General features: G+C 71.9%; 29 protein-coding genes and 1 riboswitch. Of the genes, 16 read left to right on the forward strand and 13 right to left on the reverse strand.

The window, feature by feature from the left end; translation table 11 throughout:
• Positions 1 to 8: 8 nt before the first annotated feature.
• Entirely contained in the window at positions 9 to 647 is a 639-nt protein-coding gene (locus ELR47_RS18375; RefSeq protein ID WP_229730606.1) for a TetR/AcrR family transcriptional regulator, read from the reverse strand.
• A 190-nt stretch (positions 648 to 837) separates the two neighbouring features.
• On the opposite strand from ELR47_RS18375, the gene ELR47_RS18925 reads away from it, so the two are divergent.
• A complete protein-coding gene (locus ELR47_RS18925; RefSeq protein WP_240730354.1) occupies positions 838 to 1,095 on the forward strand; it encodes a WhiB family transcriptional regulator in 258 nt (85 codons plus the stop codon).
• Between the two features lie 197 nt (positions 1,096 to 1,292).
• On the forward strand, positions 1,293 to 3,050 hold the full coding sequence (locus ELR47_RS11155) for a DEDD exonuclease domain-containing protein (RefSeq protein ID WP_165404018.1): 1,758 nt from the start codon (positions 1,293 to 1,295) through the stop codon (positions 3,048 to 3,050).
• A gap of 374 nt (positions 3,051 to 3,424) precedes the next feature.
• On the opposite strand, the gene ELR47_RS11160 is transcribed toward ELR47_RS11155, so the two are convergent.
• The 3 genes from ELR47_RS11160 to trpD are packed head-to-tail and all read right to left on the reverse strand — an operon-like array spanning position 3,425 to position 5,374.
• Positions 3,425 to 3,895: a hypothetical protein gene (locus tag ELR47_RS11160; RefSeq protein WP_130649963.1), complete on the reverse strand. Its 471-nt coding sequence runs from the start codon at positions 3,893 to 3,895 to the stop codon at positions 3,425 to 3,427.
• Entirely contained in the window at positions 3,892 to 4,317 is a 426-nt protein-coding gene (locus ELR47_RS11165; protein WP_130649964.1) for a tRNA-binding protein, read from the reverse strand. Before ELR47_RS11165 ends, ELR47_RS11160 begins: the two co-directional genes overlap by 4 nt.
• A complete protein-coding gene (trpD, locus tag ELR47_RS11170) occupies positions 4,310 to 5,374 on the reverse strand; it encodes an anthranilate phosphoribosyltransferase (RefSeq protein WP_130649965.1) in 1,065 nt (354 codons plus the stop codon). The genes ELR47_RS11165 and trpD overlap by 8 nt, the downstream gene beginning before the upstream one ends.
• Positions 5,375 to 5,584: 210 nt before the next feature.
• Between trpD and ELR47_RS18380 the strand changes: the two genes are divergently transcribed.
• Positions 5,585 to 6,319, forward strand: a complete 735-nt coding sequence (locus ELR47_RS18380; protein WP_165404019.1) for a response regulator — start codon at positions 5,585 to 5,587, stop codon at positions 6,317 to 6,319.
• A gap of 84 nt (positions 6,320 to 6,403) precedes the next feature.
• Here the strand turns inward: ELR47_RS18380 and ELR47_RS11180 are convergent, their stop codons facing one another.
• On the reverse strand, positions 6,404 to 6,859 hold the full coding sequence (locus ELR47_RS11180; protein ID WP_165404020.1) for a response regulator: 456 nt from the start codon (positions 6,857 to 6,859) through the stop codon (positions 6,404 to 6,406).
• Between the two features lie 115 nt (positions 6,860 to 6,974).
• Here ELR47_RS11180 and ELR47_RS11185 point away from each other — a divergent pair, with 115 nt between their 5' ends.
• From ELR47_RS11185 to ELR47_RS11220, 9 genes are all read left to right on the forward strand, one after another.
• Positions 6,975 to 8,132, forward strand: coding sequence for a cysteine desulfurase family protein (locus tag ELR47_RS11185; RefSeq protein WP_130649968.1), 1,158 nt, complete (start codon positions 6,975 to 6,977; stop codon positions 8,130 to 8,132).
• Between the two features lie 7 nt (positions 8,133 to 8,139).
• Positions 8,140 to 8,249: riboswitch (cyclic di-AMP (ydaO/yuaA leader) on the forward strand.
• Positions 8,250 to 8,264: 15 nt separating this feature from the next.
• Complete coding sequence (locus tag ELR47_RS11190; RefSeq protein ID WP_130649969.1) at positions 8,265 to 9,377, forward strand: universal stress protein; 1,113 nt, start codon at positions 8,265 to 8,267, stop codon at positions 9,375 to 9,377.
• A gap of 416 nt (positions 9,378 to 9,793) precedes the next feature.
• Entirely contained in the window at positions 9,794 to 10,018 is a 225-nt protein-coding gene (locus tag ELR47_RS19350) for a helix-turn-helix domain-containing protein (RefSeq protein WP_130649970.1), read from the forward strand.
• The gene (locus tag ELR47_RS18385; protein ID WP_165404021.1) at positions 10,015 to 10,164 is read left to right on the forward strand and encodes a hypothetical protein; all 150 of its coding nucleotides are present in this window, start codon (positions 10,015 to 10,017) and stop codon (positions 10,162 to 10,164) included. Before ELR47_RS19350 ends, ELR47_RS18385 begins: the two co-directional genes overlap by 4 nt.
• A 601-nt stretch (positions 10,165 to 10,765) precedes the next feature.
• Entirely contained in the window at positions 10,766 to 11,254 is a 489-nt protein-coding gene (locus ELR47_RS11200; RefSeq protein ID WP_130649971.1) for a hypothetical protein, read from the forward strand.
• Positions 11,251 to 11,496 carry a hypothetical protein gene (locus tag ELR47_RS11205; RefSeq protein ID WP_130649972.1) on the forward strand — a complete coding sequence of 82 codons (246 nt, stop codon included), beginning with the start codon at positions 11,251 to 11,253 and terminating at the stop codon, positions 11,494 to 11,496. Before ELR47_RS11200 ends, ELR47_RS11205 begins: the two co-directional genes overlap by 4 nt.
• Before the next feature lie 495 nt (positions 11,497 to 11,991).
• The gene (locus ELR47_RS11210) at positions 11,992 to 12,738 is read left to right on the forward strand and encodes a hypothetical protein (RefSeq protein ID WP_130649973.1); all 747 of its coding nucleotides are present in this window, start codon (positions 11,992 to 11,994) and stop codon (positions 12,736 to 12,738) included.
• A gap of 116 nt (positions 12,739 to 12,854) precedes the next feature.
• The gene (locus ELR47_RS11215; protein ID WP_130649974.1) at positions 12,855 to 13,499 is read left to right on the forward strand and encodes a hypothetical protein; all 645 of its coding nucleotides are present in this window, start codon (positions 12,855 to 12,857) and stop codon (positions 13,497 to 13,499) included.
• A gap of 250 nt (positions 13,500 to 13,749) precedes the next feature.
• Positions 13,750 to 14,811, forward strand: a complete 1,062-nt coding sequence (locus tag ELR47_RS11220) for a hypothetical protein (protein WP_130649975.1) — start codon at positions 13,750 to 13,752, stop codon at positions 14,809 to 14,811.
• Here ELR47_RS11220 and ELR47_RS11225 read toward each other — a convergent pair.
• The 3 genes from ELR47_RS11225 to ELR47_RS11235 all read right to left on the reverse strand — a co-directional run bounded on the left by ELR47_RS11225 (position 14,795) and on the right by ELR47_RS11235 (position 17,062).
• On the reverse strand, positions 14,795 to 15,016 hold the full coding sequence (locus tag ELR47_RS11225; protein ID WP_130649976.1) for a hypothetical protein: 222 nt from the start codon (positions 15,014 to 15,016) through the stop codon (positions 14,795 to 14,797). The genes ELR47_RS11220 and ELR47_RS11225 overlap by 17 nt on opposite strands.
• 214 nt (positions 15,017 to 15,230) lie before the next feature.
• Positions 15,231 to 15,872: a hypothetical protein gene (locus ELR47_RS11230; protein ID WP_130649977.1), complete on the reverse strand. Its 642-nt coding sequence runs from the start codon at positions 15,870 to 15,872 to the stop codon at positions 15,231 to 15,233.
• Positions 15,842 to 17,062: a recombinase family protein gene (locus ELR47_RS11235; RefSeq protein WP_165404022.1), complete on the reverse strand. Its 1,221-nt coding sequence runs from the start codon at positions 17,060 to 17,062 to the stop codon at positions 15,842 to 15,844. The genes ELR47_RS11230 and ELR47_RS11235 overlap by 31 nt, the downstream gene beginning before the upstream one ends.
• A gap of 63 nt (positions 17,063 to 17,125) precedes the next feature.
• On the opposite strand from ELR47_RS11235, the gene ELR47_RS11240 reads away from it, so the two are divergent.
• Positions 17,126 to 17,377 carry a sulfurtransferase TusA family protein gene (locus ELR47_RS11240; RefSeq protein WP_130649979.1) on the forward strand — a complete coding sequence of 84 codons (252 nt, stop codon included), beginning with the start codon at positions 17,126 to 17,128 and terminating at the stop codon, positions 17,375 to 17,377.
• On the opposite strand, the gene ELR47_RS11245 is transcribed toward ELR47_RS11240, so the two are convergent.
• Positions 17,371 to 17,910: a hypothetical protein gene (locus tag ELR47_RS11245; protein ID WP_130649980.1), complete on the reverse strand. Its 540-nt coding sequence runs from the start codon at positions 17,908 to 17,910 to the stop codon at positions 17,371 to 17,373. The two genes, ELR47_RS11240 and ELR47_RS11245, sit on opposite strands and share 7 nt — an antisense overlap.
• Positions 17,911 to 18,124: 214 nt before the next feature.
• On the opposite strand from ELR47_RS11245, the gene ELR47_RS11250 reads away from it, so the two are divergent.
• On the forward strand, positions 18,125 to 18,400 hold the full coding sequence (locus tag ELR47_RS11250) for a hypothetical protein (RefSeq protein ID WP_130649981.1): 276 nt from the start codon (positions 18,125 to 18,127) through the stop codon (positions 18,398 to 18,400).
• A 12-nt stretch (positions 18,401 to 18,412) separates the two neighbouring features.
• Here the strand turns inward: ELR47_RS11250 and ELR47_RS11255 are convergent, their stop codons facing one another.
• Positions 18,413 to 18,919: a DUF305 domain-containing protein gene (locus tag ELR47_RS11255; protein ID WP_205745207.1), complete on the reverse strand. Its 507-nt coding sequence runs from the start codon at positions 18,917 to 18,919 to the stop codon at positions 18,413 to 18,415.
• A 202-nt stretch (positions 18,920 to 19,121) separates the two neighbouring features.
• Here ELR47_RS11255 and ELR47_RS11260 point away from each other — a divergent pair, with 202 nt between their 5' ends.
• Positions 19,122 to 21,233, forward strand: a complete 2,112-nt coding sequence (locus ELR47_RS11260; protein ID WP_130649982.1) for a heavy metal translocating P-type ATPase — start codon at positions 19,122 to 19,124, stop codon at positions 21,231 to 21,233.
• Positions 21,234 to 21,316: 83 nt separating this feature from the next.
• Here the strand turns inward: ELR47_RS11260 and ELR47_RS11265 are convergent, their stop codons facing one another.
• Both ELR47_RS11265 and ELR47_RS11270 read right to left on the reverse strand, forming a co-directional pair.
• Positions 21,317 to 21,667, reverse strand: coding sequence for a HesB/IscA family protein (locus ELR47_RS11265; protein ID WP_130649983.1), 351 nt, complete (start codon positions 21,665 to 21,667; stop codon positions 21,317 to 21,319).
• Between the two features lie 165 nt (positions 21,668 to 21,832).
• Positions 21,833 to 22,870, reverse strand: a complete 1,038-nt coding sequence (locus tag ELR47_RS11270) for a glycerate kinase (RefSeq protein WP_165404023.1) — start codon at positions 22,868 to 22,870, stop codon at positions 21,833 to 21,835.
• 200 nt (positions 22,871 to 23,070) lie between these two features.
• Between ELR47_RS11270 and nadA the strand changes: the two genes are divergently transcribed.
• Positions 23,071 to 24,330 carry a quinolinate synthase NadA gene (nadA, locus tag ELR47_RS11275; protein ID WP_130649985.1) on the forward strand — a complete coding sequence of 420 codons (1,260 nt, stop codon included), beginning with the start codon at positions 23,071 to 23,073 and terminating at the stop codon, positions 24,328 to 24,330.
• Positions 24,331 to 24,372: 42 nt separating this feature from the next.
• On the opposite strand, the gene ELR47_RS11280 is transcribed toward nadA, so the two are convergent.
• A complete protein-coding gene (locus ELR47_RS11280) occupies positions 24,373 to 25,194 on the reverse strand; it encodes an SDR family NAD(P)-dependent oxidoreductase (protein ID WP_130649986.1) in 822 nt (273 codons plus the stop codon).
• Positions 25,195 to 25,229: the final 35 nt, after the last annotated feature.

Below are 25,229 nucleotides of genomic sequence, written 5' to 3' on the forward strand. Positions count from 1 at the left end.
GGCGTCGGTCATCGGGCTCGGAAGCCACCGGCGACGAGCGCGTGGGCGAAGGCCCGGGCCTCGTCCTCGTCGTCGACGCGGACGTGCAGCGGCGGGATGCTGAAGTAGGACAGCATCAGCCGCATGATGACCTCGGCCCCGGCGGGAGGATCCACCCGCCGTAGCTCGCCGGACGCGACGCCGCACGCCAGCAGGTCGGTGAACAGCTCCAGGCCCCGCCCCACGAGCGGCCCGCCGTTGGCGGTGATGCGCGGCAGCAGGATGCCGGGTTCCTCGTCGCGACCGCGGGTCATGACCGGGTGGGTGACGAAGAAGGTGACGCCGGCGACGAAGGCGGCCTCGATGCGTCCCGGGGCGTCGTCGTGGTCGTCGACGGCGGCACGCAGGCGCCGGTCGAGACGGTCGGCCTCGCGCTCGAGCAGCGCGTCGATCAGGGCGTCCTTGTTGGCGAAGTGGCGGTACAGGGTCGCCTTGCCCGCGCGTGCCTGCTGGGCGACGTCCTCCATGGTGGTCCGGCGGATGCCGTTGGCGACGAAGCACCGCGCGGCGGCGGCGAGCAGGTCCTCACGACGGTCGCGGCGGCGTCGGGGGCCGTCGGACACCGCGTCGGCGGGCGGGACCGGGGACTCGTCGTGCGTGCTGGTCACCCGTTCGTCCACCTCGTCGCCGTCTGCCCTGTCCGGGACCGTCCGGACGACGGTGCCGGCTCCGGGCCATCGACGACCACGCTGCGGACGCCCGGAACGGCACACCGTAGCGCCACCGCGGAAGGAGCATCCGCCCGCCGCAGCGCTGCCGCCACGGGTGCCCCCGTCCCCTCGACCCCACGGAGTTCCAGTGTCCTCGCCGCTTCCCTTGGTCGTCCCCGGCTCCTGGCACGAAGAGGCCAACTGCAAGGACGTCGAGGTCGACGTCTTCTTCTCCCTCGACGAAGAGGACCAGCGCGAAGCGTTGGCTCGCTGCAACGGCTGCCAGGTCCGCCCCCAGTGCCTCGAGTACGCGGTCGTCAACCGTGAGCAGTACGGCATCTGGGGCGGCACCCGCGAACAGGAGCGCCGCCGCCTGATGCGGGATCGTCGGCGGTACGCCGCATAGCGACCGGCGGTACGCCGCAGAGCGACCGGCGGTACGCCGCAGAGCGACCGGCGGTACGCCGCAGAGCGATCGGCGGTACGCCGCAGAGCGACCGGCGGCAGGCCGCGGACATCGTCGGCGCACCGGAGGAGGTCCTGTCACGCCCAGCTGGTAGAACACGCGTTCACACGAACGGGTGTTCGATCCGGAGATGGACAGTGACGGCGACCGCGACGCAGTTCGGCTTCGAGGAACTCGGTACGCCGCTGTTCGACGCCACGTTCGTGGTGCTCGACCTCGAGACGACCGGGCTGCAACCGGGCCATGACCGCATCACCGAGGTCGGCGCCGTGAAGGTCCGCGGCGGCGAGGTCCTCGGCGAGCTGCGCACCTTCGTGCGGCCCGACCGGCCGATCCCCCCGGCGGTCACGGCCGTGACGGGGATCACCGACGCGATGGTCCGCGACGCGCCGTCCGTGGCGACGGTCGTGCCGGTGCTGCGCGAGTTCCTGGGCTCGGCGGTGTTCGTGGCCCACAACGCACGGTTCGACCTGTCGTTCCTCCGTGCGGCATGGGCAGTCACCGGTGCCGGCGAGCTCGACCCCGTGGTCGTCGACACGGCGCGACTGGCCCGACGCCTGCTCGCCGACGAGGTGCGCAACTGCCGGCTGGAGACGCTGGCCCGGCACCTGCGCGCCCGCACGCTGCCCGAGCACCGTGCGTTGGCGGACGCGCGCGCGACCGTCGACGTCCTGCACGGGCTGATCGAGCGCGCCGGGACCCTGGGTGCCACGACCCTGGAGGACCTGCGCGACCTGTCACGGTCGAGTTCCGACCGGGCATTCCGCCGCATCGATCTGGTCCGCGACGCCCCGTCGACCTGCGGCGTCTACCGGTTCCTCGATCCCCGGGGTGAGGTCCTCTACGTCGGCAAGGCCACCGACCTGCGGTCGCGGTTGCGCACCTACTTCGGCCAGGACCGGCGCCGCCGGGTGGCCGACCTGGTGCGCGAGTGCGGCTCGGTCACCTGGACGCCGACCCCGACACTGCTCGAGGCCGAGGTCCGCGAGCTGCGGGAGATCCACCGCCACCGGCCCCGGTACAACCGGCGGTCGAACCGCCCGGAGGCGGCGGTCCACGTCGCGTTGACGCGCGAGGCCTTCCCGCGCCTGTCGGTCGTGCGCTCCCCCGGCCCCGGACACCGCAGCACACTCGGACCGATCCCGTCGCGGCAGTTGGCCCAGCACCTGGTCGAGGCGCTCCAGGACGCCTATCCACTGCGTACCTGCACACCCCGACTGCGGCGGGCACAGGACCATGCCGCGTGTGTGCTCAAGGAGCTCGGTCGCTGCGGCGCCCCGTGCGACGGCACGCAGACCGGTGACGACTACGACGCGGTCGTCGCGGCGGTCGAGACCGCCTGGGAGGACCCGACGGAGCTGCTCGAACGGCTGCGCACCCGCATGCGCCGGTTCGGGCAGGACGGGCGTTTCGAACGCGCGGGCGAGGCGCGCAGCCGGCTGCACACCGCGGCGAGGGCCGTCCACGGTGCGCGTCGTCGCGACGCCCTGGCCGGCGTGGACGAGCTGGTGGTGCGCCGCGAACTCGCCGACGCCTGCGAGGTCGCGGTCGTGCGCCGCGGTCGGCTCGCCGGAACCGCCCGGCTGGATCGCCGGGCCGGCGACGCCGAGGCGCTGGCGTGGCGGGCGCAGGCGACACTCGACGACTGCGCCGGTCCGTGGCAGCGCGACGACGCCGAGGAGATCGAGCTCGTGCTCGACTGGCTCGAGCGTCCCGACACCCGCGTCGTCGCCGTCGAGGGCGTCTGGGACAGCCGGATCGCGGGCGGCGCGGCGCTGCACGCCGCCGTCGAGGAGGCGCGCCGGCTCGGTCGCCAGCTGCGCCGCGACCGGCAGGTGCTCAACGGCGCGAAGGTCGTGCGGCGGGCCGAGGCGCCGCTCGTCGCGTCCGGCTGAGCGTGACCCAGCGACCCGTCGGGGACGCCCTCGCGGCGGCGGCCCGATCGACGTCACCTCGACGAGCGAGGCCGGACCCTGGTGCGCGTGCGTTCGGCGGTCGTCGCCCGGGTGCCGCCGGCAGGGTCTCGCCGAGCGATCCGTGCGCCCGGATCCGCACCGCCCGACGTGCGGACGCACGGATCGCGCTCAGTGCCACCGCGTCCATCGATCCGTGCGTGCTCACCTGCACAGCGCCGGCTTCCGACGCACGTGCGTCGCACCGAACGTGCTGCTGGGTCGGGAGGCACGGATCGCGACCGCCGGGCCGGACCGTCGAGCGACGCCCGTTCCGCGCACCACTTGCGCCGGTCTCGGCAGAACCGCTGACGAACTCAGGTGAGCGTGAACCAACGGCTGAAGGCGTCGGGTAGTCCGGCGCCGGAGTTCGGCTCGCGGCCGAGCCAGGTGACGCGAACGCGGTAGCGTCCCGGCTCGGCACGCGGGCCCGGTGGCTGGTCGCTCCAGCCAGGCACGACCGCACCGGTGGTCTGGTTCCAGTAGGTCGGCACGACGAGCATCTGCCCCGGCAGCCACCGGTCGAGCGCCGGACCGTCGGCGCCGCGGTGCACGGTGTCGTCGGCGACGACCCGGTGGTACTCGTCGCGGACGCTGAGGACGTAGCGCTGCCAGCCCGGGTAGCGGTGCTCGACGAAGCGGTCGCCCGCGTTGGTCGCGGTGACCGTGATGCGCACGGTCTCGTCCGGCGCGTACGCCGGCCGCTCGACAAGTACCCCGACCTCGAAGTCGGCGAAGGGCTCGAGGTCGATGCGGAAGGGGACCTCCGGTGGCGGTGTCTCGCTCATCCGACCACCGATCCGGGCGCCAGATCACCGTCGACCTCGAGCAGCCGCACCGTGCCGTCGGGTTCGAGGCCACCGAGGACGAGGAACTCACTGACGAACCCGGCGATCCGCTTGCGGCCGAGGTTGACCGCGCCGACGACCTGCCGGCCGAGCAGGTCCTCGGCCGGGTAGTTGGTGACCTTGGCGCTGGTGCGCAGCGTGCCGAGGTGCGGGCCGAAGTCGACCGTCAACTTCCAGGCCGGGTCACGCGCCTCGGGGAACGCCTCGACGTCCGTGACCCGGCCCACGCGCAGGTCGAGCGCGAAGAAGCCGGCGGCGCCGACCTCGTCCTTCGGCGGCAGCCGTGCCGGGTCGAACGGGCGGGAGGCGGCGTCGAGGTGGTGACGGTCGGGGTGTACCGCCGGGGAGCTCGGGTCAGCCATGCGCGCGTCCCTGGGTCGACAGTTCCTTGGTGCGCTGCACCCAGCGGTCGCGCAGCTCGCGGGCGGCCCCGGAGTCGATCGCCGTCCGGGCCGCCTCGACTCCCGCCGCGAGGTCCGCGACGGCGTCCGCGGCGTACAGGGCCGCGGCCGCGTTGAGCACGACGATGTCGCTGGGTGCCCCCGGTTCCCCGGCCAGCACCGCGTCGGCGATGGCGACGTTCTCCTCGACCGACCCGCCGCGCAGATCGGCCAGCGTCGCGGCGGCGAAGCCGAACGCGACCGGATCGAGCTCCCATTGCGCGACCCGGGCGTCGCGGACCTCCCAGACCGTGCTCGGTCCGGTCGTGGTCAGCTCGTCGAGGCCGTCGGCGCCGCGGAAGACCAGGACGTGCCGCTTGCCGAGTCTGACGAGCGCCTCGGCCATGACCGGCGCCAGCCGGGCATCGCTCACACCGACGACCTGGAAGGGCGCGCCGGCCGGGTTCGACAACGGCCCGAGCACGTTGAACGCCGTCCGGATCCCGAGTTGGGCCCGGACCGGGGCGACGTGGCGCATCGCGGGGTGGAACGAGCGGGCGAACAGGAACCCGATGCCGAGCTCGGTGACGCAGCGCGACACCGCTGCGGGCGGGAGCTCGATGGCGACCCCCCATGCCTCGAGCAGATCGGCGCTGCCGCAGACGCCGGAGGCGGCCCGGTTGCCGTGCTTGGCGACCGGCTGGCCGGCGGCGGCGGTGACCACGGCGGCCACGGTCGAGATGTTGAACGTGTTGGCGCCGTCCCCCCCGGTGCCGCAGGTGTCCACGAGACGCTCGGCGACGCCGGGGTCGAGGTCGATCGGCTCGGCCTCGGCCAGCATGGCCCGGACGAATCCGGCGATCTCGGCCGGGGACTCGCCCTTGGCCCGCAGGGCCACCAGCAGGGCAGCCACCTGGGCCGGCTCCGCCTCGCCGCGCATCAGGGTGCCCATCACCTCGGCGGCGGTGGCCTCGTCGAGGTGCTCACCGTGCAGCAGGCGGCTGAACACCTCGGACCACCGGAAGGGCTCGTCGGTCATGGCTCGGTCCTCTCGTCCGGGCGCGCGGCCTCGCGCCACGACGCGAACGGGCCGCAGACGGTAGCGCCGACGCCCGTCACCGGGCACGCCGGTGACCGTCGGCACCGACGGGCGGCCGACGGCGCCACGGGCCGGTACCGCACGCCGGTGCTAGCGTCGACCGATGTCGTGCCGACGACGCCGTACGACCGCGCCGACGGGAGGGATGTCGTGGAGGGGGCGCACCTGCTCGTCGTCGACGACGAGCGCGAACTGACCCAGCTCATCCGGCTCAACCTCCAGCAGGCCGGCTTCACCGTGCGAACCGCGGCGGACGGCCGGGAAGCGCTGGACCTGCTCCGTGAGCAGCGCCCGGACCTGTTGCTGCTGGACGTGATGATGCCCTCGCTCGACGGTTGGGGCGTGCTCGCCGAACTGCAGTCGCACGAGGGCCTCGCCGACCTGCCCGTGGTGATGCTGACCGCCCTGTCCGGCGAACGGGACGTGATCCGTGCCCACCTCTCCGGGGCCGTGCGCTACCTGACCAAGCCGTTCGACCTCGAAGGTCTGCTGTCGACGATCAGCGAGGCACTGCAACCGGAGACCGACGAGCAGCGCGCGCAACGCCGTCGACAGCTGCGCGGCTTCGTGCAACGGCTGGCCGAACTCGACGCCGGCCGGCACGCGGCCGGCCCGCGGGTCACGTTGTCGCGGTTGGAGTCGCCGCCCCGACCCACCTCCCCGCAGGAACGTGGCCGGGAGCTGCTCGCCTCGCTGACCGACCGTCAGCGCGAGATCGCGTTCCTGCTCGCCGACGGGGTCGAGGCACGGGCGATCGCCGACCGGCTGGGCACCTCGCGCAGCAACGTCTACGCGGCACGCCAGCGCATCGCCCACCGACTCGGCGTGGAACCCGAGGAGGTCGCGGCGACGGCCAGGGAGCTGGGTCGCCGCGACGGGCCGTGACCACCTCCCGGCCTGCACCCGCGACCGACCGACACGGCCGGGGCACGCGACGACGAGCGAGGTGCGGCTTCGGCGGACCGGTGCTCAGCGCCCGCCGTCGCCGGTCTCGCCCAGCGCCGCAGCGACCTGCTGGGCGGTGCCGCCCGAGCCGCCGTACGGCGGCGCCGTCTGCCCGACGAGTTCCTTGACCCGCTTCGACAGGCGGAACGAGTCGACGGGCTTGAGCATCGTGTCGTTGGCACCGGCCCAGTCCGCGAGCCACCGGTCCTGCTCACGAGAGATCAGGACCAGCGACGGCAGCGGCGTCAGCTCCTGCAGCGTCGCCTGCTGGCGCAGGTCGTAGAGGATCGCGAAGCCTCCGCGCGGCTGCAGGTCACCGTCGACCACCACGACGTCGTAGGCATCGTGCTCCGCCAGCAACTCCTGGCGCGCCTCCTCGCCGCTCGCTGCCTCGGTGACCACGGCATCCGCATGCAGCGCCAGGGCACTGACGGCCCGCAGGCGCTCGGAGACGTTCTCGGCTACCACCAGGACACGCACGCGGACTTCCGTTTCTTCGCTCGGCCGGACGGGACGGACTCGGACCGCAACCGTACCGCGCGGCGGGCCCGCGCCCGACACGGCGCACTCGTCCGCAGCGCCTACGGTGGGCGCCATGAACCGGATCTATCTCGACCATGCCTCCGCCTGGCCCCTGCGTCCCGAGGCCCGTCAGGCGCTGGCGGATGCGGCCACCATGGCCTGGGCCGATCCCACGCGTGGCCACCAGGAGGGGCGGGCGGCCCGCGACCTGCTCGACCGCGCCTCGGCGACCGTGGCCTTCGCGCTCGGCGCGGACGAACGCGACCTGGTCTGGACCTCCGGCGGGACCGAAGCGGTGCACCTCGCCGTCCTCGGTTCGGCCCGCGCGGCCGAGCGGCGCGGCGAGCGGCGACGCCACGTCGTGTGCAGCGCCGTCGAGCACTCCTCGGTGCTGCGCGCCTGCGAACGGCTACGGACCGAACACGGCTACGACCTCGACGTGGTCGGCGTGGACGCCTCCGGGGCGGTGGACCCCGACGCCGTCGCCGCGGTGGTGCGCGACGACACCCTGGCCGTCCACGTGCAGCACGCCAACCACGAGATCGGCACGCTGCAGCCCACCCACGAACTCGCGAACGCGTGCCACCGCGTCGGCGCACTGCTGCACGTCGACGCCTGCCAGACGGTCGGCCAGCTCGGCGTCACGCTCGACCAGCTCGGCGCGGACCTGCTGTCGGCCTCGGGCGCCAAGTTCGGCGGTCCGCGAGGAGTGGGGCTGCTCGTGCTCGGCCCCCGCGGACGCATCGCCGCCCTGCAGGAGGGCGACGAGCGGCAACGTCGACGCCGGGCCGGGCTCGAGGACGTCGCCGGCATCGCTGCGACGGCCGTGGCCCTCGAAGTGGCCCGCGCCGAACTGCAGACCGCGTACTCCAGCCGGGAGGTGGTGCGACGCCGGCTGCGCGAGCGCCTTCCCGCGGCCGTCGAGGATCTGCAGGTCCACGGGCCGCTGGCCGACGCCCATCCCGGCATCGTCGCCGTCAGTGCCCTGTACGTCGACGGCGAGGCGCTGGTCGGCGAGCTCGACCGTGCCGGGTACGCCGTGCACTCCGGGTCGTCGTGTGCGTCGGACTCCGGACGGCCGTCCCACGTCCTGGTCGCCATGGGCGTGCTCACCCATGGTCACGTCCGGCTGTCGTTCGGCCCGTCGTTCGACCTCGCCCAGGCCGACGCGTTCGTCGCCACCTACGCCGACACGGTCCGGGCGCTGCGTCGACGCGGCGGGCTAGGCTGAGGGCTGCGCCGAACCCGGCGATCGCCGGGGCGGGGGAACCACGCACGTGGGGCGAGTCCCGACACACCCGTCGGGTAGGGCTGCTCCGGCCCGAGCCCGTCAGCTAACCCCGCAGGCAGCGAGGAGGCCGACGTGCCCGCGCCCGCACGCTCCATCCTGGTGCCGATCGCCAATCCCGCGTCGGTTCGACCACTGCTCGCCCTGGCCGCAGCCCTGGCCACCGACGGCGAGACGCTCGTGCCCCTGGTCGTGGTCCGCCCCTCGGCGTCCTCCGGCGAGCGGGCCGAGGCACTGGCGAGCGTGGCCGAAGCCGAGGAGGTCGGTGCCGAGCTCGCCCATCGGGTCGCGGGCCGGGTGCTGGAGGCCGACGACGTGGCCGAGGGGGTGCTGTCCGCGGTCGCGGCGGACGCCACCGCCCTGGTGCTGATGGGCTGGCGTGGGCAGAGCTCGACCACCAACGTCTTCGGGCGACTGCTCGACACCATCGTGGGCCGTTGTGCCGCTCCCCTGGCGGTCGTCCGCCTCGGCGTCGTGCCCTTCCGGCGCGTGCTGCTGCCCGTCAGCGCCGACCACCTGCTTCCGGGTGGCGACCGTGGCCTGGACCTCGCCGCGCGGCTCGCGGCGCGGCTCGACGCCACGACCCCGCAGCCCGCGACCGTGCTGCGGACCGGCGCCCGAGCGGTGCAGTTGCCACCCGAGCTCGAACGCCTCGGCGACCGGATCCATCACGACCCACGGCGGACCGACCAGGCCGTCGGGGCGTTCGCCCGCGCCGAGGACGTGATCGTGGCGCCGGTCGCCCCGACGGTGTCGGGCCTGCGCGCGGCGACCACCCATCTCGCCTGGGCGGCACCCGAGGCGACCCTGCTCGTCGCGATCGACGCCGGCCCGACGCGGGAGGAGGGGCTGGCCGAGGCGGTGGACGCTGCCGGCGTCCCGGCGCCGGTCCCATCGGGACCGCACGACCTGCGGGCCGTGCGCATCGTCGTCACCGCCCGCCTCCCGGGGGACGGCGTCCGCCCCGACGACCTCGGACGGGTACTGCGCGCGGCAGGAGCCACCGACCAGGTGATGGCGTGGTGGCCGGCAGGTGATCCCCATCCGCACGTGCGGGCGACCGTGACGGTCGAGGCGCCGAACGTGAACGCCGCCATCGCCTGCGTGATGGAGGCGGTGCACGACGCGCCGGCCTTCCGCGGCGCCGAGATCAGCTACGACGTGGAACCTGTCGTCGAACGCGGTTGATCCCCCACCGTGCGCGCTCGGTAGCCTGCGCCTCGCGGGGAACGCCCCGTCGCGACCCGGTCGACACCGACCGGTGGCGCCTGCGCCGGGCCACATCAGGACCGGCGAGCAGCAGACCGGGCGACCATGAGGACGGGTGGCCCTATGCGTGGCAAGCACACCACTGTTGACGGGCGTCCGTCGCGCGCCGACGCGGCCGTCTCGGACGCTGAGCGGCCCGCAATAGGGCCGTGCGAGAAGTAATACGCCACATTGCGTGCCCCGACAGCGGGTGCTTCCATGGGGTAGTCGGTTCTGCCCCGACGCCCCGCCAAAAGCGGGGGAATCTCCCGAAACCCTACGGGGCGCGCAGAGGCTGGGACGCGCAGAGGGGTCGCTGAGACGAGGCTACGGCCTCGGACCGGGGACCATCTGCGATGAGTCTGTTGTCCCTTTCCCCCGCCGTCCGCGCCCTCCACGGGGCCGGTATCTCCGCCGCCGACCTCGCCCGCGACCTGGGCATCAGTGAGCGGACGGTCCAGCACTGGCTTCGAGGCGACACGCGCCCCCGCCCGGCCCTCTGGGACGCCATCGCGCAGCGTGGCGGCCCTGCCCTGGCGAAGCGAGTTCGGCGGCTGGTGCCCGGAGAGGCGGTCCGATGACGGCCGCCGAGTTCGCTGCCGCCGAGCGGGCCACCCAAGGGCTGCCCGAGAAGGTGTCCGACCCGGCCACCCTCGCCCGCCTCGCCGCGCTGTTCCTCGCTGCTGACGCGACTGGCTACTTCGTGGAGGCCCGACGTGCCGCGTGACCGGATCGCCGAGGTCGGACGCGCCACGCGGTACCTGATCGCACAGGCTGGGTCTGCACGGCTGACCGTCGCTGACCATCGGGCGCTGCTCGGCGTGCTCGCTACGACAGCCTCCTGGTCGCGCCTGGCCGACGACGTCTCCCTCAGTCAGGTCGTCGCCGCGTGCGGTGCCGACAGAAGCGACGTCCGGCGAAGCCTGCGCCGCCTCACGGAACTCGGCCTGATCGAGCACGTGCCAGGCGTGGCGGCCACCAAGGGGCAGAAGGGACGGCCGGGGCGGCTCGCCCTCCTCCCCGCGCCGCACAACTGGGTCGACCCGCTCGATCCGGGATGGGCAGGGCGGGGGTCCCCGGACCCCCGTACGGCGGACCAGGGGTCCCCGGACCCCCAGGGTGGGGGTGGGGGGACCCCCAGGGTGGGGGTCCCGGGACCCCCCACCGAGGAGTTTCCCGAGGAGTTCTCCGAGAAGACCCCCCCCGCGCCCGCGCCTGCGGACACACCCACGCCTGCGTGCGAGCAGGCAAAGGCAGGGGGGGCTGACCAGTCAGAACTCAGCAACCGCTGGGATGCGATCCGGCCGTCCGGCGCCCTCGGTCGCCGAATGACCGCCGCCCTCGAAACGGACGGCAAGGCTCGAAGTCAGATGACCGAAGCCCTCACCGCTGCAACCCGAGCGGGACTGCGGGACAGCGAACTTCGACGGCTCCACGACAAGCCGACCCCGCTCGACGCCGAAGGAGTCCGCTTCCCGATCGCCGCATTCGCCAAGCGCATCTCCGCAGCCGCCAGTCAGGCCGCCGCCAAAGCAGCCGAGCGTGCCGAGCGCCAGGCCCAAGTCGCGCACCTGCAGTTCGTCGACCCACCGGCTCGGGAACTCAGCGACCAAACCCGGTCTCGCGTCGCCCTCAGCCAACGCCTGAGACGCGAACTCGGCCTCGTCAACGCCGCCCACCTGGCCCACGCCCTCACCTGGATCGAGCGCAACTTCTCGCCTCCCAACCCCTTCGCCGAAGCCGAACTGATCCTCGACCAGGACCCCGACCAGCTGCGACGGCAACTCGCCGACGCCGTCCCAGGAGCAGGCCGATGACCACACCGCCCCTCCCCGACCTGCTGGAAATGCCAGCGGGCGAAGCCAGCGACACCTTCGGCCCCTCCGACGCCGACGGCCGTCACGGCGACCGGCTCACCATCGCCCGCAAGCTCGCCCCCTTCGGCGGCTGCACCTGCACACCCGACGTCGACATCGCCTTCGTGCACGGCACCTGGGTCGTCAGCTACGGACACGAGCACCGCTGCCGCCGGCTCGCCAGCCTCCAACAGAGGAACTGAGCGATGGCCAGCGGAAGCGAAACAGAGAGCGCCACAAAATCGCGCGTGCACGAGAACGCGGCGTACGAGCCGTCGGAGTCGGCCGCTGCGGCGACGTCGCGGCGGATGGCCCGGCAGCTGGTCCGGTCACGGGAACGTGGCTGCGCGTGCCCGCTCGACCTGACGTTTCGGGGCAGCGGACCTCGCTGGCGTCACCAGCCCGGCTGCCCGGCCGTGAAGTCGAAGCGCCGCCGCCGTGGTGTGCGGCCTCGAGTCGAAGGCCCCCACGTGTCGGAACGGCCCACCACCAGCCGGTGTGGCGCGGCGACCCGCGACGGGCGCCCGTGCCGCCAGAAGGTCGGCCCTGAGGCGCCCTGCAAGTACCACGGCCAGGGAGGGACAGCGTGAGCCGCCTGACCTGCGCCTACTGCCAGTTCCCCGTCGACCTGAAGGCAGAACCGCCCCCTTGCACCGGCTGCGGCCGGACCCAACCGAGACCACGTAAGGAGACCCATCGTGAACACTGACACCCTCGTCCCGCACGACGCCGAGGCCGCACTGAAGGCCGAGCAGGACCGCTTCGACCGGATGTTCGACGACATCGACAGCAAGGTCGGCCAGGCCCTCGGCGCCTTCGAGACCGGCTCGCTGGCCGGCATGCCGCAGCCGGTGCAGGAGGCGTGGCGGGCAATGACCGGCGCGCTCAACGCCGCGCAGCTGAAGGCCAACGGCGCGCACAGCCGAATCCGCGACACGGCCAGCAACGATGCGCTGCCGAAGGAGCACCGCGAGCGGGTGGTCCGGGAAACCCGCGACCAGGGCGAGTCGGAGGTCAACGACGCCATCGAGCGGGCACGCACCCATCTGGCCGTCTTGGAGGCCAACCTCCGTGCCGCTGCCGTCGGCAGCCCGGACGCCAACCCGACGTCCCGGCAGCTGGCCCGCGACGAAATCCGGCTGACCCTCGACCAGCTCGACCCGACGCAGGTACCTGCCGCCGCAGTCGATCTCGCCGGCCGTAACGGCGACCTGGCGAGCGAGCTGCTCGGCCGCTGGGGCCGCGCCTACCTTCAGTCGCGCGGCTTCGACAACGTCCGCGACTTCGCCGACATCGAGACGGCTGCCATCGCCGGTCTGGCCACGCACGGCCAGGGGTCTCAGCGTCAGGCGGCCAGCGCCTGGGTCGGCCTCCGCCGTCACAAGATCGCCGGCCAGATCGACGCCCGCCTGGTGGCCTCGCGCTACCGGCTCGGTCTGAGCTAGCCGCAACTGACCTGCCGTCACCGCCTCGTCCTTCGGGCGGCTGACGGCGGCACGCGCCCCGGCCCCTCCTGCTCCGGCCGGGGCGCGTCGCTGTCCTCGGCGGCTAGGGTTCGCGCATGGCGACGCGACCTCATGACGATGGCTTAGGACGGATGTACGACCAAGTCCGTCTTTGGCCTGCCGACCTACGCGAGATCGAGTCGATATTGCAGTCGGCCAAATCGGACCGTGGGAAGCTGACGATCAAGACTGACAAGTTTGAAGGTGACACTATTGATGAAATTGTCGATGCGGAAACGCGCTTCAAGGTCAAGTCGATCACGTTCTCACTTAGCGATAGACTCGAAAATGTATACCTCAGAGTGACGGGATTCGGCGGCCGGCTGAGCGTCACAGGCGGCAACAATGATGCTTTCGGCGCCGCCGCGTTCCGCATCCAGACCATAATGCAATCAAGCCAGCGGCCTGAGTGGGTGCGATCTCTGCTGAACCCTTACTTTCTTGGTTCGCTAGCTGCTCTCATAGCGCTTGCTGCGCAGGATTGGGGTGGCGCGGGCTTCTTCCCCATCTTCGGTGTTACCTTCACAATCTTGATTTCGGTCTTCAATTACTTCACTTTGCGCGGATCTGCTGTGTACATGCAGGAGCGGCCGACGCGTCCTTCCTTCTGGAGAAGAAACAGCGACCGAATAGTCGTCGGCGCCATCATTGCAGTCGTTAGTTCACTGCTGACATTGCTCGTCAGCGGACTGACGACTTAAGGGGTTGCTTTCCCTTGCGCTCGACCCCCCGGCCGGGGCGTACATAGCTGAGCGCCCGCTCCGACTCAAGGGAGGGCTATCCCGTTAAGTCGGAGACATATGTCCGGGCGGGGCGGCCGCGCCGCCGGCCCGCCGGGCGCCGTCAGCGCGCCCGTCGGTGGTGTGTACGCCGCCCGAAGGCACCCCTGCAGCGACGTGGCACACCGCACGCGCTATCGTGCTCCTCGGGCAGGCGAGGAGCGTGGGGGCCGTGCAGGTACGTGAAGAGAAGCAACGGAATGAGGTCGCCGAGCCGGTGACGGCTCTCACAGCAGTGGCCCGACCGATCATCGCCTCCGTACTGCACTCGATCTCGGCTGAGCGCCTTCAAGGTGTCGAATCGCGGGAGGACATCCCACTCCGAATGCTAGGAGTTCTCCGTAACGAAGGTGACGGGGATGTCGGGGTAGCTTTCGAGTACGCCGTACACGATGCCATGGCGAACGGCAACGAGGCGATCCTCGACCGGGTGAGTGACGCGCTTTCCTTGTGTCGAATCAAGACTGACCGGCCGTCATCGATTTTCTTCGCGATGGAGAAGGCAGGATCGCAACGGCTCATCAACACGCAGCTCGATCTCATCACGGATGACTCGCGCGTCCTTTCGGGGAATCGGGGTCAGCCGGTCAAGCTGAAGAACTATCTAAACCAACTGGCTGCAGCCTTCAGACGGCCGAGCACACGCCCAAATCTGCCGCAGAGCATCCGCGGGCTGTGGAAAGCGGACCTTTTCCTAGGCGCACCCGAGCGTGAGCATTGGGTTGGCACCAGCGTCCGGATCAACCCACGCAAGCTGGAAGGGGCCCACGGACTGCGGGTAGCGATCGTTCCGGCCCAGTACGGCAGGTCTGACGCACTCAGGAAGGATGAATCACGAAATTTGATCGTCTGCCCGGTGCCGTATGACCCGACGTTCATGTTGATCTTTTGGGAAGGCTGGAGGATCGTACAGTCCCTCATGGAGTCCGACTTTCGACTACCAGCGGACCGAGATCTCCCTGCCCCCGAGCATCGTCAAGTCGCACAGATCTTTGCTGAGCGGCGGGACCTCAGCGTAAAGGACGCTATCGAGTCAACCGCCAAGTTCGCTCAACCGCACCTCCTCGAAACCGACGCGCGCGATCTCTCCGCGCTGCCCTACTCGGCCGAGGCCCCGGCGGGGACCGGAACGCTGGTCGCACCGATCGCGTACGGCTTCGAGGGTGACACAGCGACGCCCCCGCCAGCGTCGGTGGGAGTGCCCGCATCACGGCCGGTCAGACCTTCGGGATGAAGTGCGACCAGCCAAGCGCCTCGAACTTCGCCGCGACCCTCTTCCGCTGAGCCGCCGTGGTGGCTTCCCGGTAGTCCCGGATCAGGTGCCCCTTCAGCCGGCCGTCGTGGCCAGGGCGGAAGCGTCCCCCCTTCGTCTGCTCGCCGCAGCTGCACTCGCAGTCGCGCGGGGTCCGGGCCGTCTTCTTTTCGGTCTTCTCAGTCACCGGGGTGCCTTTCGTCGTATATCCCCTTACGTCGGACGAAAACACGCCGACTGATCGCGACACAAGGCTGCGCGCGTCGGACGGATGTCGGCTGGCGTCGCACACAAGACGTCTGTGTCGAGTCGAGGTTCCGCAGTTGAGCGCGTCCGAGATCGCGAAGGGAGTTGCTGAGATTTTCAGCATCTTGGTCGCGGTTGCAGCGGCAATAACCTTCTTAGACAGCCTTTCCGGTTGGCCGCAAGTCGTATGCCTTCTGGCCCTTCTCCACTTCGGGGGGACATTCGTCCTCCCGAGATGTGTCCAGTGCGGATCCACCACCATCTCCGGTGGAGGACTTATCGACCAAGGCGTGAAGTTCTGCAGCCTTTGGTGCGCCGACCAGCATCGCAAGCGTTTTTCGCCCCATATCGGAACAGACCGCTGATGTGCGATGCCGACGCCAGGGGACCCTTACGCCCGCCGCACACCAGTCAGACACGCCAGGTGACCGCGATCCGTTGCGCTTCCACGGCTGGCCCTTCTTCTCGGCCTTCCGGATCGTGATCTGCTCGCACATCGCAACCACGACCGCACGACGCCAAGCGACCCGGGCACGCTGCCGTTTCGCCGCCTGCTCGTCGTCCAGGCCGTCCGGGTCCGGACCGATGCCGCCCTCGTTCCAGGCCCGGCGCAGCCCCTCCGCGTCCGACGGCAGCCCGACCAGCGCCGACGTGTGGTCGTCCGCTGACAGTTCCCGCCTGGCCTCGGCGATCCGCCCGTCCAACTTGGCCTTCGCCGCCAGGAAGGCTGCCTTCCCGATAGCGCGCTCGACGTAGTGGTCGTTAGTCAGCTCGACCAGCGCCGCCTCGTCCGCCACCAGCCGGTCTGCCAGCCGCTGTTTCCACTCCGAGTAGCGGACGCCGCCGCCATCGCCGCCGTCAGCCCGTCCCCCTCTAGCACCGACAAAAGGCGGTCTCGGATTTCGTCGTCCGTCTGCGGGCCGACGATCGACACGCCGCCGCAGCCGCGCCAGTTCTCCCGCACCGTCTGGTCCCCCTCAGGCGGGCACCGGTAGATCGGCACACGGCGGGCGTTGTAGCTGCCGACCAGGCGAGCACCACAGATGCCGCATACCGCGATGCCGGTCAGGAGACGGCTGCGCGCGGGACGACTCCGCTTCGCCGGGGCGAACCTTACCTTCAGCTGCTCGTGGGCGGCACGGTCGAGGATTGGCTCCCACGGCGCGTCACCGATCACTTCGCCCTTGTAAACCAATTGCCCGGACAGGCGCGGATTCGTGATCGTCCGTTTCAGACCGTCGGTGGACCAGCGGCTGCCCGACGTCGTCCGGAAGCCCTGCTCGTTGAGCCAGCGGGACGTCGCGAACAGGGAACTGCCGGCCAGGAGCAGACGGGCGGCTTCACGGATCGCGGCGGCCTCCTCCGGGACGACGTCGAAGGCGCGGCAGCCTCCACCAGCGCACCCGCAGGGCTCGTGTGTCGCCGAGCGGCGCGGACCGTGCACCCGCGCGTCCGGCTTCGTGCAGTCGGGGCCTGGGCAGCACAGGCCGGTGTGGTAACCGAACAATCGCGAACCGCCCGTGTACTTCCCGGCCTTCGTCAGCTCCAGCATCTTCCGCGACACACGCTCCGCGTGCCGCTCCGACTCGTGGCGAGCGACGCTTCCCAACATGCGCGCTAGGAGGCGCCCTGCAGACGTCGAGAGGTCGAGGTCTCCTGCGGTTACCGTGCGAACGGCCGCACCTGACGCTTCGATCGCCTCGATGAAGTCCTCGAGTTCCCTTGGCTGGCGGTGCAAACGGTCGGCATGCCACGCGACTACGGCCTGGATACGCCCGCGAGCCAGGTCATCCATCATCCGCTGGTATTGCTCCCGAGGCTTCTTTCCCGACGCCGACGTGTCATTCTCGACGTAGACCTCGCCGACCTCCCAGCCCTCCCGCTGGACCAGACGTGCGCAGTCCTCCCGCTGCCGTTCGACGCCGAGCTGGGTGCCGTCTCGGTCCTGGCTGATCCGGACGTAGATTCCTGCTCTGATGCTGGCCACGGGCGCCTCCTGCGATCGGTAGTGTGCCACAGTCGATCACGGGTGACCGCAGGAGACGACGCCATGACCGACGCCCCGACCGGACGCGAGGTCGCCGTCGAGGTCGACGCGAGCGGGATGAGCTGCCCCATGCCGGTGATCGAGCTCGCCAAGGCGGTCGAGGGTGTCGCGGTCGGGCAGATCGTGCGGTTGCTCGCGACCGACCCGGCCGCGAAGGTCGACGTCCCGGTGTGGTGCCGGATGCAGCGCCAGGAGCTGACCGGGCAGGTCGAGCGGGACCGCGTGTGGCACTTCGAGGTCCGTCGGGCTCATTGACGTCGGCACGCTCCCCGCAGCAGCCCGGCCAGGATCCGGAGGTCGGTGTCGTCCGGGCTGGCGGCGACGTGTCCGGCCAGACCTTCGAGGTCGACCAGCAGCCGTCCGTGCAACCACAACGGGTCGGGCGGCTCGCACGAGATGTCGGCCCCGGCCGCCTCCGCGGCCGAGGGCGGCAGCGAGTGCAGCAGGCGTACCACGTCGGGCTCGCCGCCCAGCGGGACCCGGGCGAGCCGGCCTCCCCGGCCCCAGCGCACCCGCAGGCGCTCCCACACGTCCTCGTAGCACGCCCAGGCTGCCTGCGACCCGAGCTCGTCGAGGTCGGCACCGGTCTCGGCGCGGATCGCGCCGAGCACCCGACGGTGCAGCGACTCCACCCAGGCGTAGCGGGCGCCGTCGGGATCGCTGAGCGTGCGCACGAGCTCACCGTGGTGACCGACGCTGGCCCGTTCCACCCGCACCACCACCGCGTCACGCACACCGGCGTGCCACCCACCCACGAGCAGGTCGTTCCAGCCGCTGTCGTCGTCCACGCGCGTGTCCTCACGGTCGCACGGGCCGTCCGGCGTCGGCCGCCGCGGCCGCGCCACGCGGATTCCCGCACTCCCGAGCCGACCCTACCGATCGTGCGGTCAGCAGACCACTGTTCGTGGTCACCCGACCGGTCGGCCGATATCTTGCGCGATGGACGGGCGTCGAGACGGGGGGCCTGACCGGATCTGTCCGGCTGTTCGAAGGCCCGCCTCCATGTCCCTGTCGCGTCCGCACGTTCCCGGCTCGGCCGAGCCTCGGGCAGCGCACGCGGATGCGCGGGACACGGCCGGCTGTGTGGCCTGTGGCGCGCCGCTCGAGACCCCGGGCTGCTGTTCCCTGGACTGTGTCCGTGCCGCTCGTCGGGAACTCGAGGACAACGTCGGACGGTTGCGGCGGCTGCAGTGGCGGGACGTGCCCTCGGAGACGCGGGCGCGGCTCACCGAACGTAACGGTCGACTGACCGCCGCCCTGCTGGGATGGCGCAACTGACCGTGCCCGGACTCAGTCGGTGGGGCACGAACGTTCGGCGGGTTCGCGGTAGGGCGGGAGCGGTCGTTGCGTGGCCTCGTCGGCGGTGGCCGCGATGCCATGGCGTTCGATGTCCTCGATCAACCAGTCCATCTCGAAGATCTCGCGTCGCTGCGCCTCGCTGATCTCGATCGCGAGCTCGCAGACACGGACGTCCTCGAGACCGGCCCGCTCGGACCGCGTGATGGCCATCGAGTGGTGCGGGATCATCGCGCTCAGGAACGCGGTGTCATCGACCGTGACCTGACTCCGGTCGAGGGTCACGCCGACCCCCAGCAACACCACGCTCGCGGTGACGATGGCCACGTTCGCCCTGGTGTTGCGGTACATGTCGAGCATCCAGGCGAACATGATCAGCCCCATCGTGCCGCCCATCGTCAGCACCATGAACACGCGGCTCTGACTGAACCGGACGTGGCTCAGCTCCCACGAGCTGACGAACATCACCCCGTACATCACCACCATGGCGGTTAGGATCATCGCGCCGAAGCGCAGGTACGTCCGGAGGTCGTGTCCGCCCCCGTGCCCGTGAGCGCGTCCCTCGCGATCCTCGTGCCCGTTCGTCGCCATCATCGTCTCCTTCCGCCGGCTGGTGCCGGCGCTCGTTCGCGTACGGGGAAGTGCCACGATCTTGACGGCATACCCTACAGGGGTAGTGTATGAGCGATGACCGGAGGCGCGCATGAGCACCCGAACCCCCCGCCACACGCCTGGGATCGCCGGCCACGACCACGACGCCGGTGTCGATGACGGGACGAGCCACGCGGACACGACGCAACGCCAGCGGCCGGCCGGACCCGGTCGGGCACACGAACACCACGCTCACGGTGATCATGCCGCGATGTTCCGCGACCGGTTCTGGCTGACGCTGTTGCTGTCGGTCCCGGTCGTGGTCTGGTCGCAGCCCGTCCAGCAGTGGGCCGGCTACACCGCGCCGAGCTTCCCCGGCTCGGAGCTGCTCGCTCCGGTGCTCGGCTCGGTGATCTTCTTCCACGGCGGGTGGCCGTTCCTGATCGGCGGATGGCAGGAGGCCCGCGACCGTCGGCCGGGCATGATGCTGCTGATCTCGATGGCGGTCACGGTCGCCTACACCGCGTCCCTGGCCACCTTCCTCGGCTGGTTCTCCCAGGAGGTCTGGTGGGAGCTCGCCCTGCTGATCGTGATCATGCTGCTCGGCCACTGGCTCGAGATGCGGGCCATCGGTCAGGCCCAGGGCGCCCTGGCCGCGCTCGCCGAACTGCTGCCCGACGACGCCGAGCGGGTCGGGCCCGACGGCGAGGTCGAGACCGTCGGGGTCGCCGACCTGCGGCCCGGCGACATCGTCCTGGTCCGCCCCGGTGCCCGCGTCCCGGCGGACGGCACCGTCGTCGACGGCGCGGGAGACGTCGACGAGTCGATGCTGACGGGCGAGTCGAGTCCCGTCCCTCGCGGTTCCGGCGACCGGGTGGTCGCTGGCACCGTCTCCGCCGACGCGTCCCTGCGCGTCGCGGTCGACGCGATCGGCGACGACACCGCGCTCGCGGGCATCCAGCGACTCGTCACGCAGGCGCAGGCGTCCCGTTCCCGCACCCAGGCGCTCGCGGACCGGGCCGCGGCACTGCTGTTCTACGTCGCGCTCGTCGCCGGGGCGATCACGGCCACCGTGTGGGTCGCGCTCGGCGAGCCCGCATTCGCCGTCGACCGCACCGTGACGGTGTTGATCATCGCCTGCCCGCACGCACTCGGCCTGGCGATCCCCCTCGTGACCTCCATCTCCACCGCGAAGTCCGCCCGCTCCGGGATCCTGGTGAAGGACCGCCTCGCGATCGAACGGATGCGCACCGTCGATGCGGTCCTGTTCGACAAGACCGGCACCCTGACGCGCGGGGAACACGTCGTGACCGACACCGCGACGATCGACGGGGTCGAGCCCGAGCAGGTGCTGCGGCTGGCGGGCGCGGTCGAGGCGGACTCGGAACACCCACTCGCCCGGGCCATCCATCGACACGCACGCACCGAGGTCGGCGACCTGCCCACCGCGACCGACTTCCGCTCCCGGACCGGCCGCGGCGTCGAGGCCGTGGTCGACGGCGTCGGGGTCGCCGTCGGTGGCCCGGCGCTGCTGCGTGAACGCCAGCTCGTGGTCCCCGACGACCTGGCCGCGACGACCGACGGCTGGACCGGACGCGGCGCCGCGGTGCTGCACGTCGTGCGGGACGGCCGGGTCATCGGGGCATTGAGCCTCGAGGACGAGATCCGCGACGTCTCGCGCCAGGCGGTCGATCGACTGCACGCCGCCGGGATCACCGTCGGGATGATCACCGGTGACGCCCGCCCGGTCGCCGAGGCGGTCGCCGCCGAGCTCGGCATCGACGAGGTGTTCGCCGAGGTCCTCCCGGAGGACAAGGACGCCGAGGTGGCGGGACTCCAGGCGCGGGGACTGACCGTCGCGATGGTCGGCGACGGCGTCAACGATGCTCCCGCGCTGGCACGCGCCGACGTCGGCATCGCCATCGGTGCCGGCACCGACGTCGCCATCGAGTCCGCCGGCATCGTGCTCGCATCCGACGACCCTCGCGGTGTCGTCGCGATCCGCACGTTGTCCGCCGCGACCTACCGCAAGATGGTGCAGAACCTGTGGTGGGCCGCCGGTTACAACCTCGTGGCCATCCCGCTCGCGGCCGGCGCGTTCGCCTGGGCCGGGCTCGTGCTCCCGATGGCCCTCGGTGCGGTGCTGATGAGCACCTCCACCATCGTCGTCGCCCTCAACGCCCAGCTGCTGCGCCGCGTGCGTCTGCACGAACTCGATGCCTGAGCGGCCCGGGCCCACGCCGCTCGAGAGGGCCGGGTTCGACGGCGGCGCGGCTCCCTGTCGACGGGAGCCGCGCCGCCGCGCGATCAGAAGGTGGCGCTGTCGCCGCAGGCACAGGAGCCGGAGGCGTTGGGGTTCTCGATCGAGAACCCGGAGGCCTCGAGCGACTCCTTCCAGTCGATGACCGCCCCGGCGAGGTACGGGGTCGACATCTTGTCCATGCGGATGCGGATGCCGTGCTGCTGCTCCTCGACGTCACCGTCGAGCTGACGGTCGTCGAAGAACAGGGCGTAGCGGAAGCCCGCACAGCCGCCCGCCTGCACCGCGACGCGCAGCGCCACGTCGTCGACGTCCGGCTGGTCGGCGAGGAAGCTGCGCACCTTCTCCGCGGCCGTCTCGGTGAGGACGATCGAGCTCTCGACGGTGTCGGCGCTCATCGGCGTTACTCCTGTTGCTCGAAGGCATGGGACCTGCCGGCCAGTTCGACGGCGGGCAGCACGGCGTCGAGTGTATCGACGGTGGACGCGGTCCCGCCGGGCCGGCCGCAGAGGCTCACGCGGGGGCGGTGCGTCTGCGGCCTGCGGCACCAGCCGCTGGCGGCGTCAGTCCGCCACGCTCTCGGCGACGGTCGTTCCCGACGCGTCCAGTGCCGCTCCGACGGCCGCGAGCAACTCCCGGGCGTCGGCCGCCGGCGGCGACTGCGGCGGCGCGACGACCAGCGCCCGCCGTCCAGCGGCCGCGAGCCGGGCCCGGACCCCGCGGTCGCACCTGCTGCCCGCGACCGTGGCGAGCACGACCCGGTCCGCGCGGGCGAGCGCGGCGTCCCCGTCGATCGCCTCCCACACGACCTCGACGCCGTCGGCCAGACGGGCGCCGAGGCCAGCGGCCAGCCCGAAGGCCGTACCACCGCCCGCACCGGTGCCGGGCCGTCCGGCGAGACCGGGCCGCCCGAGGTCGCGTTCGGCCACCGCGGCCCAGTTCACCAGGTCGTCGGCGGTCGGGGGCGCCACCTCGGGAGCCGCGCCCGCCAGCGTCGCGTCCGTGTCGGTGAGGACCACGACCTCGAGGTCCTCGACGTCCTCGGACCAGCCCCGCTCGATCGCGGCCACCCGGTGCAGGTCGTCGGCGCCGATCTTGAGACCGGAGCCGTCGGTGACCCGCAGCCGGAACCCGAGGCCGGTCAGGGCCCCGGTGCCGCCGTCCACGGCGGCCACACCGCCCACGCCCACCAGGATCCGCCGCGCGCCGGCGTCACGCGCGGCCCGCAGCAACTCCCCGACACCGTACGTGGTGGCCAGCGCGGTCCGGACCTGCTGCTCCGGCTCCGGCGCCAGCCCCGCGCCGGCCACCCGTGCGGCCTCCACGACCGCCGTCGCGTCCTCGCGCAGCAGCAACGGGGCCTCGAGCGGGTGCCCGTGCGGGCCGGCGACCTCCGTGACGAGCTCGGTGTCGCCGGGCCGGGCGAGCGACTCGATGAGCCCCGGTCCGCCGTCGGAGACGGCGAGGGTCGCCACGTCGTCGTCGGGGCGGCGTTCCCGCCAGGCCTCCGCCAGGGCGGCGGCAACGGCGGGTGCGGACACCCCGGCGATCGACTCGGTCACGAACACCACCCGTGCACCGACCTGCGCACCGACCTTCACGGACCCTCCACCGACGCCGACCGGCCCGGCCCCGACGGGGCGGCACCGACCCGTCAGCCTACTCACGCGCCGCTTCTCGCCGATCGGCGACCTTCCGGTACCCTGCCGGTAATGGTCAACTTGACCACAACTGCGCGACCGCCCCCCAGCGCCTCCCTCGCTGCTGCCTGCGGCGTCTGCGCGCCACGAGAGGACCTGCCGTGACCGCTGCCCGCCCTGCCGCTGCGCCCGCGCGCAACACCACCTCCGTGCCCACGATCCCGATCGGCTCGCCACTGCTGCTGCTCGGCCGCGGCGCCGATCGAGGCGCCGAGCGCGGCGTCGTCTGCGCCGGTGACCTGCCGGCGCCCGACGACCCGACGCTGGCGGCGCGGGCCCGGGACGCCAAGGCGGCACTCGGCGAGCGTGTCATGGTTCTCGGGCACCACTACCAGCGCGACCAGGTGATCGAGTTCGCCGACGCGCGGGGGGACTCCTTCGAGCTCTCCCGGCAGGCCGCCACGGCCGAAGCGCCCTACCTGGTGTTCTGCGGCGTGCACTTCATGGCCGAGTCGGCCTCCATCCTCGGTCGTGAGGACCAGACGGTGATCCTGCCGGACCTGGCCGCGGGCTGCTCGATGGCCGACATGGCGGAGGGCCGGCAGGTCGTCGACGCCTGGGCCCGGCTGGAGCGCGCCGGTGTCGCGGCGCAGACGGTGCCGCTCACCTACATGAACTCGACGGCGGCGATCAAGTCGTTCTGCGGCGAGCACGGTGGCGCGATCTGCACCTCGTCGAACGCCCCGGCGGCGATGCGCTGGGCCTTCGAACAGGCACCCGGTGGCGGGGACGACGGCAAGGTCCTGTTCCTGCCCGACCAGCACCTCGGGCGCAACACCGCCGTGCTCTCGCTCGGTCTGTCGCTCGACGACTGCGTGGTGTACGACCCGTGGCAGCCCGACGGTGGGCTCACCGACGAGCAGTTGCGCGAGGCCCGGGTGATCCTGTGGAAGGGACACTGCTCGGTCCACGCGCGGTTCCAGCCGAGCATGGTCGAGCGCATCCGCGCCGAGCGTCCGGGCGTCGAGGTGCTCGTCCACCCCGAGTGCCGCCACGAGGTGGTGCTCGAGGCGGACCGCGTCGGCTCGACCGGGCAGATCATCCGTTGGGTCGAACAGGCCCCGGCCGGTGCGACCGTCGCGATCGCGACCGAGCTGAACCTCGTCAAGCGGCTCGCCGAGGAGCACCCGGACAAGGACGTCGTCTTCCTCGACGACACCGTGTGCTTCTGCGCCACGATGAACCGCATCGACCTGCCCCACCTGGTGTGGGTGCTCGAAGCACTGGTCGCCGGCGAGGTCGTCAACGAGGTCCGGGTCGACGCGACCACCCGACGCTGGGCCCGTGTCGCCCTCGAGCGCATGCTGGCGTTGCCCGGCGACGGGGCGTCGCTGACGGCCGTCGTGGGCACCGCGTCCTGAGCCCACCGGGACCGGACCGCCGCGCCCGCCGCGCTCGAGCGCTCACATCCCGAGCAGGGTCCGCAGTGCCCGATCGCGCAGCCGGTCGGGCAGCAGGTACCGGGTCGCCCGCATGAGGGCCACCTCCCGACCGACCCGGTAGCGGGTGCGCGGCCGCCGGGCGGTCAGGGCGTCCCCGATCGCCTCGGCCACCAGCGTCGGCGGGTGCATGCGCCCGTCGAGCGCACGCAGCAGGCGCAGCGCCCGCTCGTAGCCCTGCGGCCGGGCGCTGCCCCCGCGTCGTTCCATCAGGTCACGCTCGGCCTTGGACCAGATCTCCGAGTTGATGCCGCCAGGTTCGATCAGCACCACCTCGATGCCGTCACCCGCGACCTCGGCGCGCAGCGCGTCGCTCGCCGCCGACAACGCCTGCTTGCTGGCCTGGTACCAGCCGGTGCCCGCCGCCGCCAGGTGGACGATGCCGGAGCTGACGTTGACGATCCGTCCCTGCCCCTGGGCACGCATCGCGGGCAGGACCACCTGCGCGAGGTGCAGGGGCGCGAGCACCATCGTCTCGAGCTGTCGCCGGGCGTCGCTGCGAGCGACGTCCTCGACCAGACCGGCGTTGAAGTAGCCGGCGTTGTTGACGAGTCCGAACCAGGGGCGACGGCCGGCGACCTCCTCGCAGGCCTCGGGGTCGGTCAACTCGAGCACGACCGGTTCGACGGCGACGCCCGCCGCTGCGGCCTGCGCCTGCAGCCCGTCGCCGTCCGCCGGGTCGCGGACGGCGCCGGTGACCGTGAACCCGCGGCCGGCCAGGTGCAGCGCCGTGGCGCGACCGATCCCGGAACCCACACCGGTGATCAACACGTGAGGACCGGCCATGGGGGCTCCTGGGCTTGGAGGTCGGACCCGAGGTC

The sequence above is a fragment of the Egicoccus halophilus genome (genome assembly GCF_004300825.1).
Classification (GTDB): Bacteria; Actinomycetota; Nitriliruptoria; order Nitriliruptorales; family Nitriliruptoraceae; genus Egicoccus; species Egicoccus halophilus.

Bases quoted from the DNA above. Each gene is read 5' to 3' on its own strand.
- ELR47_RS11160 (WP_130649963.1), bottom strand. From the start codon at position 3,895: ATGAGCGAGACACCGCCACCGGAGGTCCCCTTCCGCATCGACCTCGAG.
- ELR47_RS11165 (WP_130649964.1), bottom strand. From the start codon at position 4,317: ATGGCTGACCCGAGCTCCCCGGCGGTACACCCCGACCGTCACCACCTC.
- trpD (WP_130649965.1), bottom strand. From the start codon at position 5,374: ATGACCGACGAGCCCTTCCGGTGGTCCGAGGTGTTCAGCCGCCTGCTG.
- ELR47_RS11185 (WP_130649968.1), top strand. From the start codon at position 6,975: ATGAACCGGATCTATCTCGACCATGCCTCCGCCTGGCCCCTGCGTCCC.
- ELR47_RS19350 (WP_130649970.1), top strand. From the start codon at position 9,794: ATGAGTCTGTTGTCCCTTTCCCCCGCCGTCCGCGCCCTCCACGGGGCC.
- ELR47_RS18385 (WP_165404021.1), top strand. From the start codon at position 10,015: ATGACGGCCGCCGAGTTCGCTGCCGCCGAGCGGGCCACCCAAGGGCTG.
- ELR47_RS11200 (WP_130649971.1), top strand. From the start codon at position 10,766: ATGACCGCCGCCCTCGAAACGGACGGCAAGGCTCGAAGTCAGATGACC.
- ELR47_RS11205 (WP_130649972.1), top strand. From the start codon at position 11,251: ATGACCACACCGCCCCTCCCCGACCTGCTGGAAATGCCAGCGGGCGAA.
- ELR47_RS11215 (WP_130649974.1), top strand. From the start codon at position 12,855: ATGGCGACGCGACCTCATGACGATGGCTTAGGACGGATGTACGACCAA.
- ELR47_RS11240 (WP_130649979.1), top strand. From the start codon at position 17,126: ATGACCGACGCCCCGACCGGACGCGAGGTCGCCGTCGAGGTCGACGCG.
- ELR47_RS11250 (WP_130649981.1), top strand. From the start codon at position 18,125: ATGTCCCTGTCGCGTCCGCACGTTCCCGGCTCGGCCGAGCCTCGGGCA.
- ELR47_RS11255 (WP_205745207.1), bottom strand. From the start codon at position 18,919: ATGATCCTAACCGCCATGGTGGTGATGTACGGGGTGATGTTCGTCAGC.
- ELR47_RS11260 (WP_130649982.1), top strand. From the start codon at position 19,122: ATGAGCACCCGAACCCCCCGCCACACGCCTGGGATCGCCGGCCACGAC.
- ELR47_RS11265 (WP_130649983.1), bottom strand. From the start codon at position 21,667: ATGAGCGCCGACACCGTCGAGAGCTCGATCGTCCTCACCGAGACGGCC.
- ELR47_RS11280 (WP_130649986.1), bottom strand. From the start codon at position 25,194: ATGGCCGGTCCTCACGTGTTGATCACCGGTGTGGGTTCCGGGATCGGT.